This is a genomic window from Streptomyces sp. KM273126, from assembly GCF_004337435.2.
In the GTDB taxonomy this organism is placed as follows: domain Bacteria; phylum Actinomycetota; class Actinomycetes; order Streptomycetales; family Streptomycetaceae; genus Streptomyces; species Streptomyces acidicola.
Genome location: NZ_SJXB02000001.1, coordinates 6693442 through 6713490 on the forward strand (window position 1 = coordinate 6693442; position 20049 = coordinate 6713490).

Below are 20049 nucleotides of genomic sequence, written 5' to 3' on the forward strand. Positions count from 1 at the left end.
CGAGGCTTGACGCCGGCAGGCCGTTTTTCTCAAGTCTTGACGGCCTCTGCGATCTGTAGAGCGACCTGGGCGGGTGTGAGGTGCGTGGTGTCGACGACCTCGGCCTCGGCGTGCAACCACGTGCGGGCAGCCTCGGCATAGGGCTCAAGGTATTGGAGACGGAACGGGGAGTTGGGGCCAAGAACGGTGTCGCCCGCGATACGCCCGCGGAGGGTGTCCTGGTCGGCGTGGAGGACGAAGTGCCGGACCGGAATGGCATGCTGGGCAAGGCCCGAGCTGATCTCGCGCCAGTACTGCTCGACCAGGACCGTCATGGGCATCACCAGGGTTCCGCCGGTGTAGTCGAGGACGCGTCGGGCGGTCTCGACTACGAGCGGCCGCCACGGCGGCCAGTGCTGGAAGTTGTCCGTCGCGGGCAGCCCCGGCGTGATGTCCATGAGTGTCTCGCCGACCTTCTCGGCGTCGAACACCCGTGAGTCCGGGATCATCTGCTGCACGAGCGCACTGGTCGTCGTTTTGCCTGCGCCATGGGTGCCGTTGAGCCATACGATCATGAGCTCGACGTTAGCGTCGTGCGAGTCGCGGGAACAGGCACAGCAGAAATCCGGTATGGCTTCGGCGTGTCTCAGAGTGGTGTCAACCACCAAGATCAGGTGTCAACGACCTCGAAGGGCTGCGGTCGATCGCCTTGGCCAGCTGCTCGGCGTGGGCGTCGAGTAGCGGCTTGAGGGCCCGGTAGTAGGGGAGGCCGTCCCGTGTGTCAGGCTGCTTGAGCCAGTGTCAGAGGCCGTGCCTCTGTCGGCTCCAGACGGTGCGGAGTTCAGGGTCGTGCGCGATGTGTGGTGGGCAGGGCGCGAACTCGAGTTCGCCTTCAGTGACGCAGGTCCAGCTGTACCTTTGAGGGGCGCGCGTACCGGCAGACGACAGTAGGCCACCGACACGAAGACGTCCCGGGTGCCGGGCATGAACTCCACCGCGTTGTTCTGCAGTCGCCCGCGTTTCAGGTTCGCGATCCGCGTACTCATCGGTGTCTCCCGCAGTCGCATGTTGACGTGCGGTCACACACCCACCAGACAGACCCTGAGCACCTGGGCCTGATCCCCTTGTTCACGCTGCTTGTAGGCAGGCCTGGGGCCGCGATGTGCCCAGGTCCTCCGCCGCCGCGGACCGCTGCCCGGCGGCTCGCGCCCGCTGCTCCCTGGACCGCGCGAGCAGCGCCTGGTCCTGCTGTTCGCCGCCGTGGTGCTGCTCGGGCTCCTGGTCCCGCTGGTGGTCGTCGTGGTGCAGCGGAGCATTTCATCACCCAGGCTCGGCACCTCTCATGCGCCCGGCCCCGGGGGCGGCGTCGTCGGTTGGATGGCCGGTGGGGTCTGGCCAGCCGTCGGTAGCTGGTACGGCCCTTGCTGCTCGGAGAGGATCAGCGCGCTTGAGGGCACTGTGGTGCGCAGTTCGTGCAGGACGAGAAGGGCGGTGTGCAGTCGTTCCGGGCCTTCATAGGCGTCGTACGCGAGGACGAGGCGGGCGCGGGTCTCGAGGTTCTGCCAGGCGTAGCAGCGGCGGAGGTTGGTCATGTGGCGGGCGTCGGAGCGCAGGAAAGTCGAACCGGCGGAGAAGCCCGCCGACAGCAGGGCGAGGATGGCTGCGGGGACGCGGGCCCCCGCGGAGGCAAGGCCGGCGGCGCCGGAGATGCCGGCCAGGACGGCGGCTGGAAAACCGAGGCTGAGGTACATGGCGTGCCAGAGCTTGGCCCGGCGCTGCGCCCGGCGGGCGCCGATCTGTGCCTCGGCGATGATCTTCTCGACTTCGGCGCGCAGCGCGTGCAGCCGCGGGTCGCCGCCCGTACCGGCGCCCGGCGCGGCTGCGGCGTTTCCCTCGATCACAAATCCCCCTGCTGAGCACGGGAGTTGGACGTATCCAGGCACCGGATTGTATGAGCCCGGGCCAGGTGCGCGACAGGGGACGGTCCGCGCCACCACTCCTTGGTGCGGTGACCGCGCCCAGGTCCTCCGCCAGTGCGGGCTGCAGCCCGCACGCGCAAGCAGCGCCTGGCCCTCCCCTGACGACGCGGAACTTGTGAGCCTCACGATCCGTTTCCCCAGGTGAGCGGGATGAGTTGTGTGAGGGTGAGGCTGTGAGGACTCGGCTGCGGCCCGTATTTCCGTATCCGTCGGCGTCGCGATCTGAGCAGCAAGGAGGGCCCGGCACTGGCCGGGCCCTTCTCCTCTCCGAGGATTCAAAGGTGCACGAGGCACAGGAGTGCGCGGCGGGCCTGCTCCCTTTTGGCAGGCCCGGCCGCGTCAGCCGTAGGTGCGGTACCAGCTCTGGAACGTGGTGGCGTTGCAGGGGAACGTGCGAAGCCCGTAAGAGCGCAGGAGCCGCGGACCCTGCGTGCGGTACGCCGTGATGGGCGCGAGCCGCTGGACCTTGCCGGAAGCGATCGGCGCGCCCTGTGCACGATGACGGATCCGCCGGGCCGGATGGGTGGGTCGTCGACGAAGTCACCGGCACACAGTGGGACCTCGCGTGCCGCCATCCATCCGACGGCGGCGAGAGTCAGCGTGGGCAGCGATGCTGCGGTGTCGTGGGAGAGCGTCCAGCCGCTTCGGACCACGAGCCTGTCAAGTCGGGAACTGAGGGCGTGCTCGTCAGTTTTCGGTGTCAAGTTGGACCTGATCGATGTCTTCGTCCAGGAAGGTGGTCAGGTGCTGGGCTTCGGCGCGGACGGCTTCTTGTTCCAGGGGGGTGAGGGGACGGAGGGGACTGATGTGAAGGTGGTGGCTGCGCACGGTCCAGGTGGCGGTGACGCGTCCGTCGACAAGGACCGTGCGGTGGCCTGCGACGGACAGACCGAGGTGGGGGGCGTCGATGATACGGCTGCGGTCGTGGTAGCCGAGGATGGCATTGTCGAAGGCCGGTAGGAACCGGACGGGGGCCGGGGTGTCGGGGTGGGGGCGGGGTGCGTCGGGCAGGTCGAGCAGTTCGCGGCCGCGTTCGTCGCGGAAGACGACGAGTTCTTCCCGGGCGGCTCTGACAGCGGTGGGAAGTCCGGCGAGGCCGCACCAGGCGCGTAGGTCCGCGCTGGCGGCGGGCCCGTAGGAGGCGAGGTAGCGGCGCAGCAGTTGCTGCCCGACGGGATCGCTGTCCCCGGCGGGCAGGGGGTCGATGTCCCGTTCCAGCCAGGTGGCCAACGGCAGGTTGCGTACGCCGGCCCTCTGGTGCCAGAGGCCGCGGGGCGGGAGTTGGGCCATGGGGATGAGGGCTGCGACGAGCAATTCGCCCAGGACACGGCGTGGTGGGCCGGGCCAGCGGTCTTCGAGGGCTTGTACGAGCTCGCGCATGGTACGGGGCTGCTGGTCGGCCATGGCCGCGCGGCCGGCGGCGGCGACCTGGTCCAGGTCGATGCCGGCCAGTTCGCGCCGGTAGGTGCCCAGCACTCGCTGGCGCAGCATGGCGTCATGGCGGGCTCGCCAGGCGAGCGCGTCGTCGGAGGTGACGAGGTGGACGGTGCGGCGCATCAGGTGGGTACGCACCATGGTGCGGCCGGTCAGAGCATCGTCCAGTTGCTCGGGCCTGAAGTCGGCAAGGCGGGACCACAGCCCGATGAACGGTTCCTGGGGCTCTTGCGCCTGCAGGCCGCACAGGTGGGCCACCGCCTCGGGCACAGATGTGTCGGTGCGGGTGAGCAGGTGCTGGCGGGCGAGGGTGGCGCGGTTGAGGGAGCGGCTGTCGAGGACGGTCATGGCGTTCTCAGGCTGCGGCCCGCTCGTGGGGCGGGCGTCGGCGTAGGTCCGTGCGGGCGAGGGAGAAGGGCGTGTGGGAGACGTCCAGGGGGCTGATGTCGGTGCCGGGCGGGACGATTGCGTCGATCTTGTCGAGGGTGTCGTCGCCCAGGGTGAGGGTGGCGCCGGCGAGCAGGTTGTCGAGCTGGTCCATGGTGCGTGGGCCGATGATGGCGGCGGTGACGTCGGGGTGGCCGGTGGCGAAGGCCATGGCCAGGTGGGTGAGGCTGTGGCCGGCTTCGTCGGCGAGGGTGAGCAGCTGCTCGACGGCATCAAGTTTGCGTTCGTCGGTGAGGTGCCCGGGGACCCACTGCATGCGGGCGCCTGTGGGCTGCGGGGTGTTCTTGCGGTAGCGGCTGGTGAGCAGGCCCATGGCCAGTGGGCTCCACACCAGAACTCCCAGGCCGTAGCGGCGGCAGGTGGGCAGGACCTCGCGCTCGATGCCGCGGTTGAGCATGGAGTAGGTGGGCTGCTCGGTTCGCAGGCGGTGCAGGCCGCGCTGCTGGGACACCCACTGGGCTTCGACGATTTCCGAGGCCGGCAGGTTGGAGGAGCCGATCGCGCGGACCTTGCCGGCACGCACGAGGTCGGTGAGCGCGGAGAGGGTCTCCTCGATGTCGGTGTGGGGGTCGGGGTGGTGGATCTGGTAGAGGTCGATGTAGTCGGTCCGTAGGCGCCTCAGCGAGCCTTCGACCGCCTGGACGATCCAGCGCCGGGAACTGCCGCTGCGGTTGGGGCTCTTGCCCATCGGTCCGTTGAACTTGGTCGCCAGTACGACCTCGTCGCGGCGTCCTTTGAGGGCCTTTCCTACGATCTCCTCGGTCTCGCTGTAGCCGTAGACGTCGGCGGTGTCGACGAAATTGATGCCCGCGTCGAGCGCCCGGTGGATCATGCGCACGCAGTCGTCGTGATCCGGATTGCCCATCTTGCCGAACACCATGGTGCCCAGGCAGTAGGCGCTGACTTCGATGCCGGTCCGTCCCAGCTTCCGCATCCGCACGGTGATCCGTTTCCTTTCGGTGCTGTGCGTGGTCGGTGCCCGTGCCGTCCGGGCCGCCCGTGTGGTTGCGGCGGCCCGGACGGCGCAGGCATGTCGGTTCGGCCGGTTCAGCCGTTGTAGGGGGCGGTGACGTCCAGGACCCAGGTGACACCGAAGCGGTCGGTGAGCATGCCGTACAGCGGCGCCCACTGCGCGGGTTCCAGCGGACGCACGATGGTCGAGCCGTCGGCGAGCTTGTCCCACAGGACGCTGATCTCCTCGGCGTCGTCACCGCGTACGGAGACGAAGAACGGGTTCTCTCCCTGGTTCCAGGGCAGCTGCGAGGGCACGTCGTAGGCCATGACGTGGAAGCCGTTGTCGCCGGCCACCTCGCCCCACATCACCCAGTCCGCCTCGCTCTCGTTCTGCACGGCGCCCGCGTCCTTGTAGGTGACCGCGACAGTACGTCCGCCGAAGACGGACCGGTAGAAGTCCAGCGCCTCACGTGCGGTGCCCCGGAAGTTCAGGTGGGTGGTGGTCGTGATGGACATGCCCTGTTCCTTGCCTTGATGTGACGAATACGCCGCCGACCGTCCAAGTCCTGGTGGCGGCTGCCGTGTCCAGGAGCGATGCCTCCCGAACGGCTCGTACGCCACCATGGCGGAGGTAGAGGACAAGTTGTGTCCTGTACTGCAGTGCGGCGTTCGTCAGGGGGGGGAGGTCGGACAGGGTGCGGGCGATCAGGGCGGGGAAACCGTGGTCGAGTCGCCTGGTTGCGGCCGGCGCGGCGCAGCTCCGGGAACCGGGCACCGGGCAGATCGAGGTAGAGGGGCAGTCCGTGCGAGCGGGCGGTGATGACCTGCCGGATGGGTTCGCTGATGAGGGGCTGGCCGTCGCGGCTGAGGCGGTGGGCGAGGCAGTCGTCGCAGTCGTCGGGTGAGAGGTCGCGGACAGGACGTCCAGGTCGGGTTCGGCCTCCAGCAGGTTCGCGAGCCCGGCGCACCCGGCCAGGGCGCGTACGGTCTGGCGGCGTTCGTGTGGCGCACTGATGAGGGCGCCGGTGGCCTGGCCGATGGCTGAGCCGATGGTGCCGGGCAGCAGGAGCGTCTCGGCGATGTCGGCGAGGGCGGACTGCGTCTGCTGTGGCAGTGCCTGCCTGAACCGGGAGGCGAGCCCGTGGCGGCGCAGGTACCGCTCCAGCGACTCGCCGGGCTGGTTGGCCTCCCAGTAGCGGCACAGCGCGATGCGTGCGCAGGATCCGGTCGGTCGGCCAGCCGGGCTCGCCCCACTGCGAGGGCCGCCGTCCGGCGTCGGCGAGCGCCGCCTCCAACATCCGGGACAGGGGCGTTTTGCCGATCCCGTCCATACCGTGGAAGACGAGCAGGTGGTGACGGGGCGCCTCAAGTCCTCCGGATCGACGCCGGGAGCGCTGATGTGCTCCAGGTGCCCGGTGAGCGCGGCCGCGACCGTTTCTCATTGCGAGGACCCGTTCGTGAACGCCTCGTCAGTCTCCGGACTGCGGTCGTTCGTACTGAACAGGGCCCTCAGGTCACGGCCGGCCACGTCCACCCCGATCAGATGATCACTGGAAGTCCAACCTGTGCCTGCCGGGCTTCGCGGGGGAGTCCGCCTCCGCTCTCAGGCCGGTTCCGCACCATGCCAGCGGTGATCCAGGGCCACCGCTCGCTTATGGCGGGCACTTGGGCAGTACGGTGCTCAACTGGACCAGCCTGTCGGGATCGACGCGGATACCGGGGAGCCATAGGCGCTGCCCGTTCCGTGCGACCTGGATCCAGATGCTGCTGTGTTTCTCGTTCTCGTCGGTGACGCTGACGCCGTCGGCGATCCGGCAGCGGGCGTGCAGCAGGTCATGGTGCCAGACGCGGTCGGCGGAGTTGGCCGTTGTGTAGGGACGGTAGGGGTCCCAGGCCAGGTGCAGCGCGCATTCGTGCGTACGGGGTTTCTGGCATTTCTCTTCGGCGTTGTGGACGAGCACGCCGGCGTCCCCGTAGCCGGTCCTGGTGTCCTCCGCCCCGGCGGCGCCCTGTGCGGGGGGCGCGGTGGGTGAGTGCCGCAGGCCGAACAGCGTCAGACCGGCCGCAAGGCCGATGGCGGTGCCGGCCGCGGCGAAGCCCCATCGGCCGGACAGGTGTTTGCGCAGACGGCGTCGCCTGGTGGGGGAGGGTTTGGGCGGCGGGGCGGCGGGGGCTGGTTCCTCGGGCCGGCTGCGGTCGGCGGCCTCCCATAAGGCCCGGTACACGCTGGGGTCTGCTCCCAGCGCCCGGCACAGGTCCCGGACGACGGGCCATGGAGGCACGGTCTCGCCGCGGAAGTAGCGGGAGAGGGACGAGTCGCTGATGCGGACCTGGGATTCCAGGGCGCGAAGCGTGCGGCCCGAGCTTCGCTGCAGTCCCCGCAGCGCCTCGCCCAGCCTCCGTGCTGCCGCTGCGTCCTGCGGACGTTGGCCACTCATTGACAAGGGTCTCCCTGCAGGCGCCGCAACCGTGTCCCATGGGCTGCTTCATGTCCCGGGACGGATACGTCCCAGCAGGTCAGGAATGTATTGATCCCGACATCGGTGAAGCAAACGGGACCCGCTGGTGAAGGGCGATCTATCACCGCAAACTCGGCGTACCGGCTGCGCAGATCACCCCCGAGGGTGAGCGGGCCGGTGGCCATGGCCGTGTCGGCACAAGCCGCATGAGCCGACTGTGAACCCCCTACCGAAAGGAAGCTTCACCATGCGTGTACGTACCATGTTCGCCGCCCTCGCAGCGATCGCTGTGACGGGGCTCGGCCTGAGCGCAGCGGCGCCCGCAGTCGCGGCGCCTGCCGCGGCCTCCTCGCACGTGATGGCCGTTCAGGCGGCCGACGGCCTCAACGTCCACCGGGGCAAGTACCTCACCCTGAGCGGCTGCCAGACGGCCGGCCAGCAGGGCATCGATCGCGGACACTGGGACGCCTACCAGTGCGCCGACGGTACCTGGCCCTGGCGGTGGAACCTGTGGACCAACCGCTGAGAACGTAGCGCCGTCGGCGGCCCCCTGAACGCAGGGAGGCCGCCGACAGCCGCGGGCTGCCGGGCTGCTGACGGCCCGGCCAAACCCGCCCGCTGTGTCATGCGCTCCCGGATTTCGACGGCGGTCTGCCGGCGGGCGGTGTCGGGACGGACCAGCACTCCGGCTGTCCGGACGTCGGCGGCCAGGGCGCCCGCGTAGTGCCGGTGTGCCGACTCGTACAGGGCCCGGCCGAGCCGTACGGCGCCGCCACGCCGGTCCAGCACTACCTGCACGAGGTCGGCGACCTGGGTCTTCCCGGCGCCGGGCTGTCCGGCGGCGACGACCACGGTCGGCCGGGGCTGTGTGGCGGGGTTGTTCACTCTGGGATGGTGATGTCGAGGTGGGCGTGCTGTGTGCGGTCCGACGAGGGACCCGTTTCCACGGCGAGCACCCCTGGCTCCACCGCCCAGGCCAGGTCGCGGTCCAGTGAGGCCAGGGTGTCGCCGTCGATGCTGAAGACTGCCTCGGCCTGCGCGCCCGGGGCGACGAGGAGGTGGGTGAACCCGCGCAGTTCGCGGACGCGAGGCCATGAGGTGGTGCCCGAGACGCGGCGTACGTAGAGCTGGACCGTTTCGTGGGCGGGCCGGCTTCCGGTGTTGCGGACGGTGACCCGGCAGGTCAGGCGGGGGTCTCGCGTGCTGACGCTGTCATGCGACAGCCGTGGCGGGCCGTACTCGACGGTGGTGTACGACAGGCCGTGCCCGAAGGCGTGACGTGGGTGGTGGCTCTGGTCGACGTATCCCCGGTAGCGGTGGTCCTTGCGGTTGTAGAAGACGGGCAGTTGGGCCGCCGAGCGCGGTACCGACACCGGGAGACGGCCACGGGGTTCATGGACGCCGAACAGTACCTCGGCGACCGCGCGGCCGCCGCTGGGCCCCGGGTACCAGGCGGTCAGCACCGCGGCCGCCGTGCCGTGCAGGTCGGGCAGGGCATGCGGGCGGCCCTGGACGAGGACCACGACGACCGGTGTGCCGGTCGCCGTCACCGCGTCGAGCAGGGCCCGTTGGCCGGCCGGCAGGGCGATGTCCGCCAGATCGACGCCCTCGCCGCAGGTCATGCCGGGGGAGGCGCCCGTGCCGGCCACCGCCGCTCCGTTGGCGTCGAAGACGGTGTCGGGGCGACGGGCGCTGGAGCCGCCCAGCACCAGCAGCGCCACGTCGGCGCCGGAGGCCGCCGCGACGGCCTCGGGCACGCCCGTGAGATCGTCACCGACCAGCTCGCAGCCGCGCGCGTGCACGACCTCGGTGCCCGGCGGGATGGACGCACGCACCCCTTGGAGGACGGTGACGCCGCTGCCCGGCCGCTGGGGCGCGGTGTAGTCGCCGGTCTGCTGCTCGACGGAGTCGGCGTTGGGGCCGATCACGGCGATCCGGCGCAGTGCCGGGGACAGTGGCAGCACCTCGCCGTCGTGCGAGAGCAGGGTGACGGACGCCCGGGCGACACGCTCCGCGAGTTCGGCCGTCTCCGCGAGTGAGGCCGTGTCCCGGCGGCCGGACCGCCCGTCACCGGCCGCCGCGGGGGCCTGGTCGAAGAGCCCGAGGCGGAACTTCAGGGCGAGTACCCGGGCCACCGCCGTGTCGAGTTCCGCTTCGAGGGAGGGCTCCCGGGCCACGGCCTCGGCCAGCCTGGGGAAGCAGTCGTCCCACAGGCTCAGATCGCACCCGGCGCGCAGGGCCAGCGCCCCGGCCGCCACCGGGTCCCCGGTCAGCCGTGTCAGACGGTCGATGGCGCCACCGTCGGCCATGACGAGACCTTCGAACCCCCACCTTTCGCGCAGCACTTCCGTGAGCAGATGACGGTTCGCGACACAGGGCAGTCCGTCGAACTCGTTGTAGGCGGCCATCACCCCGCTCGCCCCGGCAGCGACCCCGGCCCGCGCCGCCACGAGATGGATCTCGTGCAGCTCACGCGCCCCGAGGTCGGTCGCCGCGCTGTTGCGGCCGCCGACCGTGGCGCCCTGTCCCGCGAAGTGCTTCAGTACGACGCCCATCCCGGCCTGACGGGTTCCGGCGACGAGGGCTTCGGTGAGCCGGGCCGCCAGGTAGGGATCCTCGCCGAAGCACTCCTCGGCGCGCCCCCAGCGGGGATCGCGCACCAGGTCGAGGGCGGACACCAGGGCCAGGTGTGCTCCTCTGGCGCGCAGTTCGGCGCCGGCCGCGGCCGCCGCCTCGGTGTACAGCGCCGGATCCCAGGTGGCGCCCACCGACAGGTTGACCGGCAGTACGGTGCCGTCCAGGGCCTGGTGGCCGTGGGGCATCTCCTCGACCAGCAGGACGGGGATGCCGAGCCGGGTGTTCTCCATGACGTGTCGTTGCACCTGGGCGGCCATGCGGGCACCGTCGTGGGCGTTCAGTCCGTCGTCGAAGCCGACGCCGGACCAGGCGTCGGCGCGCTGCAGCCCGTACAGGGCGCCCATGCCGCCGAACACGGCGACCTCGTCCGTGAACCTGTCGGTCAGGCGGTGGCCGTCGGCGGTGCGCTGGTAGGCGTGCCAGCCGTACAGGCGCTGGTTGACCTGTCCGGTCTTCTCGGCGAGGGTCATCCTGTCCAGCAGGTCGCGGACGCGTTCGGGCACGGGCGCGGCCGGGTCGAGGTAGCGCGGGAGGGCGGTCGCGGTCATCGCAGCTCCAGTACGGCGACGGCATACGCGTCGAGCGTCACCTCGGTCACCGGAGCGCCGTCGCGCAGGGTGCGCAGGGTGCCGTCGGCGGTGGGGCGGACGGTGAGCGGTGCGGGGCTCTGGCTGACCAGCCATACGAAACGGCGGCCGTCGCTGTGGATCAGGACGTCGGCGCCCACGTGCGGGTCGTCGACGGTGACCGGGCGCCGTACCCCCGCGGCCTCGGCCAGCGCCGCGTACAGGCGGTGCGTGGCGTCGGGGTTGACGTGTGGGGTGCGGGCCGCCATGTGTTCCAGCGGATAGGTGGCCAGGACGGTACGTCCCGAGCCCGTCTCGCGGACCGTCAGCGCGGGCCGGCCGTGCGCGTCCACGGCCACCACCCGGGCATCCCGTGGCACCACGGGCAGATAGGCGCGGCTGTCCTCGTTCCCGGCGACCGGGAACCGCAGGACCTCGCCGGCCAGGAGTCCGCCGAAGTCCTCGGTGAAGGTCATCTCCAGGACGTCGTCCTCGATCGGTTCGGCGACGCCGTACGACAACTGCGACTCGACGCCGAACAACCCGTCGAGGTCGTCGAACCAGGGGCCGCGGGTGCCGGGGTGCTCGCCGGAGCAGAACGACAGGTACACGGTGGAGCCGGACTCGGCCCGGCGGGCCAGTTCCCGGCGGGTGCGGGTGGTGAGCTGCCGGGTGGCCGGCAGCAGGTACAGAGCGGCCTGCCCGGGGAGCAGGTCGGCCTCGCGGAGGAAGCCCACCGGGAGGTCGGCGGCGCGCGCGGAGACGTAACCCTGGTGCAGGGACGTGAAGATGAGCGGCCGGTCGGCCGGCCGGCTGTAGGGGTAGCCGCGTTCGAGGAAGGCGGGCACCACGAAGGCGGCGTCGGCGTCCGCGCGCCGGCAGCGGGCGAAGTCCACCGCCTTCAGCACCTCGGCGAACGCGGCGAGTTCGCGCAGCGGTTCCTTCGGCGCCCCGGTGGAGTCGGTGATGCCGAAGTGCATCTCGAACGGGTGGTGGTCGTAGGGCGACCGGTCCCACAGGTCGTCGTAGTCGGTGTTGTTCCAGGCGATCCAGCCGGTCGCCCCGCCGAGCAGCGAGTTGTGCAGGGTCTGGCGGTAGTAGACACCCGCGTTCGCCGCGGAGACGGTGTCGGTGGACAGGCCGAACTCCTCCAGGACAACCGCCTGCCCGGTCACCGCGGCCAGTTCGCACTCGAACGCGGCGCGGTAGTGCTGCCGGGGCCGGTCGGTGTCCGAGCGGTAGACGTGCGGGCCGACGAAGTCGACGTACTCGGCCGTCTCCCGCAGCGAGAAGCCGTTGTCGCGGCCGGTCACCTCGATGCCCCAGGCACCGTCGCCGAGCGACACCGGCTGGCTGGCGCCGGTGGCGCGCACCGCGTTGCACATGGCCTGTGCCCACGCCGTCACCACGTCGGACGAGGGCGGGTCGATCTGGTGGATCCGGCCGTAGCCGGGCATCTCGTTGGTGACCAGCCAGCCGGTGACCGCCGGATGGTCCTTGAAGCGCCGGGCCATCCGGGACACGAACCAGGCCTGACGGCCCACCATCCACACGTCCTCGTACAGGTCACGGCCGCCCCGCCAGGCGGGGTCCCAGTTCTCCCCGGACATGTGGCCGACGATGAACGTGGGCACGGTTGCCATGCCGGTCTCGGTGTGTGCGTCGAGGAAGTCCTCGAAGCGGTCGCACAGTTCGTCGTCGACGCGGTGCGGCTCGGGGTGGAAGTCCGGCCAGTAGAAGAACGACCGGGTCATGGTCAGCCCGTGCTCGGCCAGCACGCGCAGTTCGTCGCGCACGGTCTTGGGTTCGTAGGTCCGCCACATCAGCGGACCACCGGCGCGGGACCAGAAGTTGGCGCCGAGCCAGGGCAGGACGTCGGGCTGGTGGGTGAGCTGGGCGCTGTGGCGTCGCATGGTCCTTCTCGTGGGGGTCGGGTACGGGCGGTGCGCAGGGTGCTCGGGATCAGTTCGGGGCCGGGCCGGTGGACTCGCGGACGACCAGCCGCGGCCGTCCGGTCAGCGGGAGGTCCTCGACCTCCTCGCCGCACAGGTCGAGCAACAGCCGGGCGGCGGCCGCGCCGACCTGCTGCACACGCTGGTCGACGGTGGTCAGGCGGGGGTGCAGCCAGCTGCCGAGGGGGAGGTTGTCGTAGCCGACGACGGACACGTCCCGCGGCACGCGGTGTCCGGCGCGCTGGACGGTGCCGATGCCGCACACGGCCATCGAGTCGTTGGCGTAGACGAGGGCGGTCGGCCGGCCGGGCGCGGCCAGCAGGGCCTCGGTGGCGCCGACGGCCATGCGCTCGCTGAAGTCGGTGTGCAACACCGCGAACGGACGCAGCCCGGCCGCTCGCAGGGCCTCCTCGAAGGCCCCTCGGCGTAGCCGCGTGTGCTGGAGCTCGGGCGGTCCTGCGATGTAGGCGATGCGCCGGTGTCCCAGGTCCAGCAGATGCGTCACGGCCTCCGCGACGCCGGCGCCCTGGTCGCCGAGTCCGACGCGCGGGACGACGGCCCTGCCGTCGGGGGAGCCGAGCAGCACGGCGGGCAGCCCGAGCCGGGCCAGCAGGGCAGGGCGGGCGTCGTCGTCGCGGGCGTCGGTCAGCACGGCGCCGTCCACGCGGCCCTCGGCGGCGAGCCGCTCGTACAGGGCGTTCTCCTCGCGCATCCCGGTGACCAGGTGCAGCAGCAGGCCGTAGCCACGCGGCGCCAGTTCGCCCTCGATACCGGTGATCAGCTCGCTGAAGTGCGGGTCGGCACCCAGCACATCGGTCGGGCGGCGTACCACCAGGGCCAGGGTGCGAGTGCGGGCGTGGCGCAGCGCCGCCGCCGGCGCGCTGGGCGACCAGCCCAGGTCGGCCGCCGCGTCCAGGATCCGGCGACGGGTCGCCTCGGACAGCCGGCCCTTGTGGTTGAAGGCCTGGGAGACCGCGGCGGTCGACACCCCGGCGGCCGTGGCGACGGCCTTGATGGTCGGGCGGCGGCCCGCCCGCTCGGCGGCCGCGCTCACATCTTCACCGCGCCACTGACCAGTGCCTGCTGCATGCGTTTCTGCAGGACGGTGTACACGACCCACACCGGCACCAGGGTCAGCACGGTGCCCGCGGTCAGGACGCCGTAGTCCGTGCCCGTGATCGCCTTCAGGGTGGGCAGGGCGACCTGGACGGTGCGCTGCTCGGGGTCGGGGCCGATGATCACCAGGGAGTACAGGTACTCGTTCCAGAACGTCAGGAAGTTGAGCAGGAGCACGGTCGCGATGCCCGGCAGGCACATCGGGGTGTACACATGCCGCAGCACGGCGAACGTCGAGGCGCCGTCCAGCCGTGCCGCCTCCTCCATCTCGGCCGGGATGGTGCGCATGAACTGCACGAGGATCACCACCGACAGCGGCAGCGCGGTCGCGGGCAGGAACAGCACCATGAAGAGGCGGGTGTGGAACAGGCCGGTGGCGGCCGCCAGCAGAAACGTCGGGAACAGGGCGGCGAAGGTGGGGATGAGGAACCCCAGCGAGAACACCTTCTCGACGACGGCCGCGGTACGCCCGGTGGACCGCGCCAGGGCGAACGCGGCGGGCACCGCCAGCAGCAGGGTCAGCGCCAGCGAGAACACCGTCACCAGCGCCGAGTTGACGACGGCCAGACCGAGGTCGGCACCCTCGAACGCGGTGCGGAAGTTGTGCAGACCGAGCGAGGAGGGCGGCGCGAAGGGATGCGCGAAGATCTCGTCGTTGGTCTTGAAGGCCGAGGCGAGGAAATAGTAAAGGGGGACGACGAGCAGCACCGCGTACGTCCACACCAGGATGTGCGCCGGGAGCCAGCGCCTGCCGAGCTTCATGGTGAGGGTGTCCGATCAGTAGGTCTGGCGGAAGACACGGCGGATGACCAGCAGACCGGCGAGCCCGGTCAGGAAGAGGAACACCCCGACGGTCTGGCTGTAGCCGAGGTCCGCGGCGATGAACGCCTTCTGGTACACGAGGAACGACAGTGTCGTCGACGACGTGCCGGGACCGCCCTGGGTCAGGAGCAGCACGTTCTGGGCGGAGCCGAACAGCGTCCACAGGAACTGCAGCATCGTCACCACGCCCACGTAGTCGCGGATCACCGGGAAGTGCACCGTCCACATGGTCCGCCAGTGCCCGGCCCCGTCCAGTTGGGCGGCCTCGCCCAGTTCGTCCGGGACACTGCTCAGCCGCGCCGCGAACAGCACGGCGGTGAACCCGATGCCGCTCCAGAGGTCCAGCGCGATCAGACAGGCCAGCGCCGTCGACGGGGACGCCAGCCAGGCATCGGTCAACGCGCCCCAACCCGCGCTCTGCAGTGCTCCGTTGACCAGCCCGTCGGGCGAGAGCGCGGCATAGAACACCATCGCCTTCGCCGGCGTGGAAATCAGTCCGGGAATGAACAGCAGATAGCGGATCACCCGGTGCCCCGGCGGCCGCTGGGCGACGTAGTAGCCCACCATGTACGCGCACACGATCATCACCGGCAGCGCGACGGACAGTTGGACGGCCGTGTTGCGTACGGCGTCCCAGAACACCGGGTCGTCCAGAACCGTTCGGATATTGCCGAGGCCGGCGAACGACACCGGCTGGAGCATGCCCGGCCAGTGCAGCGCGGCGATCACGAAGATGGCGAGCAGCGGCCCGACCATGAAGATCAGATACCAGACCAGGGCCGGTACGGCCAGTACGGTGTCGCCCTGCCGCGGCGTGCGGCGCGCCCCGGCGGGGGAGGAGGGCGGACTGGGCCGGCGGGCCGCGGTGCCGTCCGGTGTCGTCGTCAGCGTCGTCATGCGGTGACTTTCGGGAATCGAGTCGGCGGGAGGGGGAAGGGACGGCCGGTTCATACGGACCGGTACGCGGACTCGAGCGCCGCGCGGACCCGGGCCGCACTCGTGCCGCGGGTGAACGAGGTACTGGTGGCGGTGATCAGCGGCTGGGTGGCGGCCGGTGGCACGTACACATCGGGCAGCAGGACCTCGCTCACGCCGGAGCCGAGCCGCTGTGCGGCGGCGACCAGCGGAAAGTCCGCGCTCACGGCGTCGGTGTGCAACGCCATGTCACGGCCGCTCTCCTGGACGAACCGCGCCACGGTGTCCGGCCCGTACATGAAGCGGATGAACTTCTCGACGTGTTCGATCTTGCGGACGCCGTTCGGGCTGATCCAGAAGCCGATGAGCGTGAACGCGCGGATGACCGTCGGCTTGTCGTGCGCCGCGCCGTCGGCCAGCGGCCAGCCGCCGACCTCGGTGTGGCGGGCCACGTTCTCCGGCACCTTGGCCAGCGCGGAGGACATGGCCGACTGCGCGGCCGCCGCCTGGGTGTTGAACTGCGTGTTCATGGTGTCGGAGGTGAGCCCCTGTGCCTTGTCGGCGAAGACGCCGGCGTCGCGCAGGGTGGTGAAGTACTCGATGCCCTCGCGGGCGCCCCGGCTGCCGAAGTCGCCGGTGGAGTAGGCGTGCCGGGCCTCGTCCGGGGTGAGGAAGGTCTGGATGATCTGCGCCAGCAGCTTCTGTCCCGTCCAGTCGTTGCCGCCGACCGTCACCGGGGCGATCCCCTTGGCGCGCAGCTTGCGGGCGGCGGCGATCAGCTGGTCGCCCGTGGTGGGTATCGCGTCCACGCCCGCCCGGTCCAGCAGCGCCCGGTTGTAGGCGACCGGCCAGTTGGTGGCGAAGTACGGAAAGGCACGCAGTCTGCCCTTGCCGTCCTTCCACGCCGACAGCGCGGCGGGCAGGACGCGTTCACGCAGCCCCCAGTCGTCGAGGTAGCCGCCGACGTCGACGGTGGCGTCCACGTCGGTCCACGCGAGGGTCTTGTCGTAGAGGTTGACCATCACGACGTCGGCCTCCTTGCGGGCCAGCCGCGAGGTCTCGTAGACCTGCCCGAGGTCGTCGCCGTTGATGAGGTTCTTCACCTTCAGCCCCGGGTTCTGCGCGCGGAAGCGGTCCAGGGCGGACAGATAGGTGGCCGAGCCCGGGGCGGTGGTGCCGAGCTGGGTGTGGACGACGAGGGTGTCCGGATCGGAGGCCGCCGCGGCCAACGACGAGCAGCCGGACACAGCAGGCAGGGCAGCGGCCGCAGCCAGACCGGAGCCGGCGGCGAGCAGGCCGCGCCGGGTCAGCGATGAGCGCACAGCGGTGGTCTCCAACCAAGCGGTTAACGATTGGTTAATCGATGTACCTCGTGAGGTGCGAGGACTTTAGGGAGCACACGGGCCGTGGTCAAGGGATGCGACGCGGAAACCCGGTCCCACGCCCGCGAGATGGCCCTTGCCATGGAGACGGGTGTCAGTGACCGTCACGGCCTGCTTGTCGCCACCGGTGGACGGGGAGTCGAAGCCGAACTCGCTGCCGTGCCTGGGCGGTTGGCCGCCCTTGGGGATCGTGGGCACGCGGTGGTGCCGGCCGGTGCGTCACGCGGTCGAGCGCAGACGACCGAAGGTCTCGACGGGCAGCCCGCCCAGCAGAAACGCGGGGCGCGGGGCGTTGTGCCGTGTGTGATCCGGTTATTTGAGACCGGTCAGTGTGATGCCGCGGACGAAGTAGCGCTGGCTGAGGATGAGCAGCAGGGCCGTGGGGAGGAAGGCGATGACCGAGCCGGCGGCGGTGAGATGCCAGAGCTGGAAGTGCTCTTCACTGAACCGCGTCAGTCCGACCGGGATGGTCCGCATTTCCTCGTCGCTGGTGGTGACGAGCGGCCAGAGGAACTCGTTCCACTGGAAGACGAAGGTGAACAGCCCGAGGACCGCCAGCGCCGGCTTGGTCTGCGGGAGGATGATCCGCCAGTAGATGGTGAACTCCCCGGCACCGTCCACCCGGGCCGCCTGGATGAGGTCGTCCGGGATCGGCTGGATGAACTGGCGCATCAGGAAGATTCCGAAGCCGTCCATCAGGAACGGCAGGATGAGTGCCTGGTAACTGTCCAGCCAGCCGAGGTCGGACATCATCACGTACAGCGGAATCATCCGTACGAAGAACGGGATCATGAGGGTGGCCAGGATCGCCAGGAACAGGGTGTTGCGGAACGGGAAGCGGAACTTCGCGAACACGTAGCCGACCAGCGGGTCGAAGGCCAGATGGGCCAGCGTGATGGCGCCGGCCACGACCACACTGTTGACGATGAAGCGACCGAACGGTGCCTGCTCGAACAGCTGCGTGTAGTTCTGGAACTGCGGGGAGTCCGGCCACAGCACGGCACCGCCGGACAACGTCTCGCCCTGGGTCTGCAGCGACAGCGACACCATGTACAGCAGCGGGGTGACGGTGAGCAGGCAGGCCAGCGTGAGCAGCACGTAGGCGGCCGCGCGGGACGGCCGGCTCCTGTCGGTGACCGGGGCCATCAGTACTGCACCTCCCCGCGCCGTCCGGTCCGCAGTTGGACGAGAGTGAAGGCCACGATGACGAGCATCAGGAGCACGGACAGGGCGGAGGAGTAGCCGAAGTCACGGTCCCGGAAGGCGGTTTCGTAGACGTGGTAGACGTACAGGTCCGTCTGTTTCGCCGGGCCGCCGCCGGTGATGATGTACGCCTGCCCGAAGGCCTGCAGCCCGGAGATGACGGCCATGACCGAGACGAACAGCGTGGTCGGCGCGAGCAGTGGCAGGGTGATGCAGCGGAACCGGCGCCACGCCCCGGCGCCGTCCACCGTCGCGGCCTCGTAGTACTCCTGTGGGATGCCCTGGAGACCGGCCAGGAAGAGCATCATCGTGTAGCCGGTGATCATCCAGAGGGTGACCGCGACGATGGTCGCCAGCGGATGGGTGATGAGCCACTGCTGGGTGGGCAGGCCGAGTTCGGTGAGGACCCGGTTCAGGATGCCGGTCTGCGGGTCGAGGATGTTCTGCCACAGCAGCCCGATGACTGCGATCGAGGTGAGGTAGGGCACGAGGAGCGCCAGCCGGAAGAGCGCGCGGCCGCGCAGCCGGCGGTTGGCCAGCAGGGCGAGGGCCAGGCCGAGCACGATCGCGCCGATGGTGGTGGCCGCGGCGAAGATCAGGGTGATCTTGAACGAGTTGCGGGCGTCCGGGTCGCGGAACGCGTCGGCGTAGTTGCCGAGGCCGTCGAACCGGTCGGCGTGCGGACCGGTGAGGGTGCTGGTGTTGAGGATGTCGGCGATGGGTGTGTAGAAGAAGACCGCGAAGAACACGAGGGCGGGCGCCAGGAACAGATAGGCGGTCCGGGCCTCGCGGCGGGCGATGGAGGTTTTCCGGGCCCCGCGGTGGGTGATCGGGGCCTTTCCGGCCTTCCGGTGCGTGATCGGGGTTCGCGGCGCACGGGATCGCATACGCTGCCGTCCCCCGTCAGTCCGTGATGAGCTTGCGGGCGGCTTCGGCGTATTCCCGGTACGCCGTCGGCACGGCTTTCCCCGTCATGAGCACGCTCTGGTAGAGGGTCTTCCACGCCTGGTCCAGTTCGGTGCCCTTGCCGCTGAGGTACGTCTGGGGATGGGCGTCCTGCGCGTAGGTCAGGCCCTGGGCGAACGCGGCGATGTCCGCGTCCTGCTTCACCTCGGGATTGCCGCTCCAGGACTTGCGCGGCATCAGCATGCCGGTCTCCTTCGTGGCCGCCAACTCGGTTTCCAGGGTGGTCATGCGCCTGATGAAGTCCCAGGACAGATCCGGCCTGGGCGCTTTCTTCGGGATGAAGAGACTGGTGCCCGCGAGGAGGGTGGCCCGACGGCGTCCGGTGGGCATCTGCGCGATGCCGAATTGCAGGTCCGGCGAGCTCTGTTCGATCACCGGCAGGTCCCACGGCCCGGTGACGATCATGGCGGCCCGCTCGGCCGAGAACGCCTTCTGCGGAGCGGAGTAGTCCTTGCTGGGCACGGGGACCGGGGACACCTTGTGCCTGTGCACCAGGTCGGCCTGGAACTGCAGCGCCTCGATCGCGGCGTCCTGGGGCTGCATCACCTTCTTGGTCCTGTTGTCGTACTCCAGCACCCCGTTCTGCAGCATCCACGGCCAGCCGTACGCCTGGTCCTGGTTGAGCTGCAGTCCGTACACGCCGTCGTGGGTCAACTCCGTGGCCACGTCAACCACCTCCTCCCAGGTCGTCGGCGGCTGGACACCGGCGTCAGCGAACATCTCCTTGTTGTAGACGAGAAGTTGGCAGGTCATGTGCAGTTGGATGCCGTACACCTCGCCGGAGTGCGTGTTGTGCTTCACCGCCGCCGGCTGCCAGTCGTCCGGGAAACCCATCGCCTTCCCGTCCTCGTCGAGGTACTTCTGCAGCGACAGCGCGTCCCCGCTCAGCGCGTACCTCTGGGCCCAGCCGCCCGGCTCCTCCAGCACGTCCGGTGCCCGGCCCGCCTGCAGATCGGCGAGCAGCCGGGTCTCCAGCTCCTCCCACTGGTACATCTGCAGCCGGACGGTGACGTCGTGGTCGTTCTCGAACTCCTTGATGACCTTCTGGTACGCCTCGTAGTTGTGGCCCGGGTTCCAGTAGGCGGTGAACGTGCCGCTTTTGCCACCGCCCTGCTCGGAGTCCGACTCGGGCGCGCCCGAACCGCAGGCGGTCAGCCCGGTGGCCGCGGCAGCGGCCCCGGCCAGACCGAGCACACGGCGGCGGCTGATTCCTGGAGCGTTGCTGGCAGACATGTGGT

General features: G+C 70.1%; 18 protein-coding genes. 2 read left to right on the top strand and 16 right to left on the bottom strand.

Annotation, left to right across the window (positions count from 1 at the left end; genetic code table 11):
• Nucleotides 1-29: 29 nt before the first annotated feature.
• The 5 genes from E0500_RS28720 to E0500_RS28740 form a co-directional block, all read right to left on the bottom strand.
• Complete coding sequence (locus tag E0500_RS28720) at nt 30-554, bottom strand: ATP-binding protein (protein ID WP_131565600.1); 525 nt, start codon at nt 552-554, stop codon at nt 30-32.
• A 765-nt stretch (nt 555-1319) separates the two neighbouring features.
• On the bottom strand, nt 1320-1880 hold the full coding sequence (locus E0500_RS28725; RefSeq protein WP_131565597.1) for a hypothetical protein: 561 nt from the start codon (nt 1878-1880) through the stop codon (nt 1320-1322).
• A 765-nt stretch (nt 1881-2645) separates the two neighbouring features.
• Nucleotides 2646-3740 (bottom strand): winged helix DNA-binding domain-containing protein, encoded by a 1095-nt coding sequence (locus tag E0500_RS28730; RefSeq protein WP_181587162.1) that lies wholly within the window; start codon nt 3738-3740, stop codon nt 2646-2648.
• A gap of 7 nt (nt 3741-3747) precedes the next feature.
• The gene (locus E0500_RS28735; RefSeq protein ID WP_131572188.1) at nt 3748-4779 is read right to left on the bottom strand and encodes an aldo/keto reductase; all 1032 of its coding nucleotides are present in this window, start codon (nt 4777-4779) and stop codon (nt 3748-3750) included.
• 107 nt (nt 4780-4886) lie between these two features.
• The gene (locus E0500_RS28740; protein ID WP_131572189.1) at nt 4887-5309 is read right to left on the bottom strand and encodes a VOC family protein; all 423 of its coding nucleotides are present in this window, start codon (nt 5307-5309) and stop codon (nt 4887-4889) included.
• A gap of 385 nt (nt 5310-5694) precedes the next feature.
• Between E0500_RS28740 and E0500_RS28745 the strand changes: the two genes are divergently transcribed.
• Complete coding sequence (locus tag E0500_RS28745; protein ID WP_165935271.1) at nt 5695-5838, top strand: hypothetical protein; 144 nt, start codon at nt 5695-5697, stop codon at nt 5836-5838.
• A gap of 607 nt (nt 5839-6445) precedes the next feature.
• Here E0500_RS28745 and E0500_RS28750 read toward each other — a convergent pair.
• Entirely contained in the window at nt 6446-7231 is a 786-nt protein-coding gene (locus tag E0500_RS28750; protein WP_181587163.1) for a helix-turn-helix transcriptional regulator, read from the bottom strand.
• A 268-nt stretch (nt 7232-7499) separates the two neighbouring features.
• Here E0500_RS28750 and E0500_RS28755 point away from each other — a divergent pair, with 268 nt between their 5' ends.
• Nucleotides 7500-7778 carry a hypothetical protein gene (locus tag E0500_RS28755; protein WP_131568970.1) on the top strand — a complete coding sequence of 93 codons (279 nt, stop codon included), beginning with the start codon at nt 7500-7502 and terminating at the stop codon, nt 7776-7778.
• Here E0500_RS28755 and E0500_RS28760 read toward each other — a convergent pair.
• The 10 genes from E0500_RS28760 to E0500_RS28805 all read right to left on the bottom strand — a co-directional run bounded on the left by E0500_RS28760 (nt 7721) and on the right by E0500_RS28805 (nt 20044).
• Entirely contained in the window at nt 7721-8137 is a 417-nt protein-coding gene (locus tag E0500_RS28760; protein ID WP_131568972.1) for a zeta toxin family protein, read from the bottom strand. The genes E0500_RS28755 and E0500_RS28760 overlap by 58 nt on opposite strands.
• A complete protein-coding gene (locus E0500_RS28765; protein ID WP_131568974.1) occupies nt 8134-10437 on the bottom strand; it encodes a glycoside hydrolase family 3 N-terminal domain-containing protein in 2304 nt (767 codons plus the stop codon). Before E0500_RS28765 ends, E0500_RS28760 begins: the two co-directional genes overlap by 4 nt.
• Nucleotides 10434-12368: a cellulase family glycosylhydrolase gene (locus E0500_RS28770; protein WP_131568976.1), complete on the bottom strand. Its 1935-nt coding sequence runs from the start codon at nt 12366-12368 to the stop codon at nt 10434-10436. The genes E0500_RS28765 and E0500_RS28770 overlap by 4 nt, the downstream gene beginning before the upstream one ends.
• Before the next feature lie 49 nt (nt 12369-12417).
• Entirely contained in the window at nt 12418-13461 is a 1044-nt protein-coding gene (locus E0500_RS28775) for a LacI family DNA-binding transcriptional regulator (RefSeq protein ID WP_131568978.1), read from the bottom strand.
• Entirely contained in the window at nt 13458-14285 is an 828-nt protein-coding gene (locus E0500_RS28780; protein ID WP_131568980.1) for a carbohydrate ABC transporter permease, read from the bottom strand. The genes E0500_RS28775 and E0500_RS28780 overlap by 4 nt, the downstream gene beginning before the upstream one ends.
• Before the next feature lie 15 nt (nt 14286-14300).
• Nucleotides 14301-15242: a carbohydrate ABC transporter permease gene (locus E0500_RS28785; RefSeq protein ID WP_131568982.1), complete on the bottom strand. Its 942-nt coding sequence runs from the start codon at nt 15240-15242 to the stop codon at nt 14301-14303.
• Between the two features lie 50 nt (nt 15243-15292).
• Nucleotides 15293-16582 (bottom strand): ABC transporter substrate-binding protein, encoded by a 1290-nt coding sequence (locus E0500_RS28790; protein ID WP_131568984.1) that lies wholly within the window; start codon nt 16580-16582, stop codon nt 15293-15295.
• Between the two features lie 372 nt (nt 16583-16954).
• Nucleotides 16955-17788: a carbohydrate ABC transporter permease gene (locus E0500_RS28795; RefSeq protein WP_131568986.1), complete on the bottom strand. Its 834-nt coding sequence runs from the start codon at nt 17786-17788 to the stop codon at nt 16955-16957.
• Nucleotides 17788-18732 carry a carbohydrate ABC transporter permease gene (locus E0500_RS28800; RefSeq protein WP_131568988.1) on the bottom strand — a complete coding sequence of 315 codons (945 nt, stop codon included), beginning with the start codon at nt 18730-18732 and terminating at the stop codon, nt 17788-17790. The genes E0500_RS28795 and E0500_RS28800 overlap by 1 nt, the downstream gene beginning before the upstream one ends.
• Nucleotides 18733-18748: 16 nt before the next feature.
• Nucleotides 18749-20044, bottom strand: coding sequence for an extracellular solute-binding protein (locus tag E0500_RS28805; protein WP_131568990.1), 1296 nt, complete (start codon nt 20042-20044; stop codon nt 18749-18751).
• Nucleotides 20045-20049: the final 5 nt, after the last annotated feature.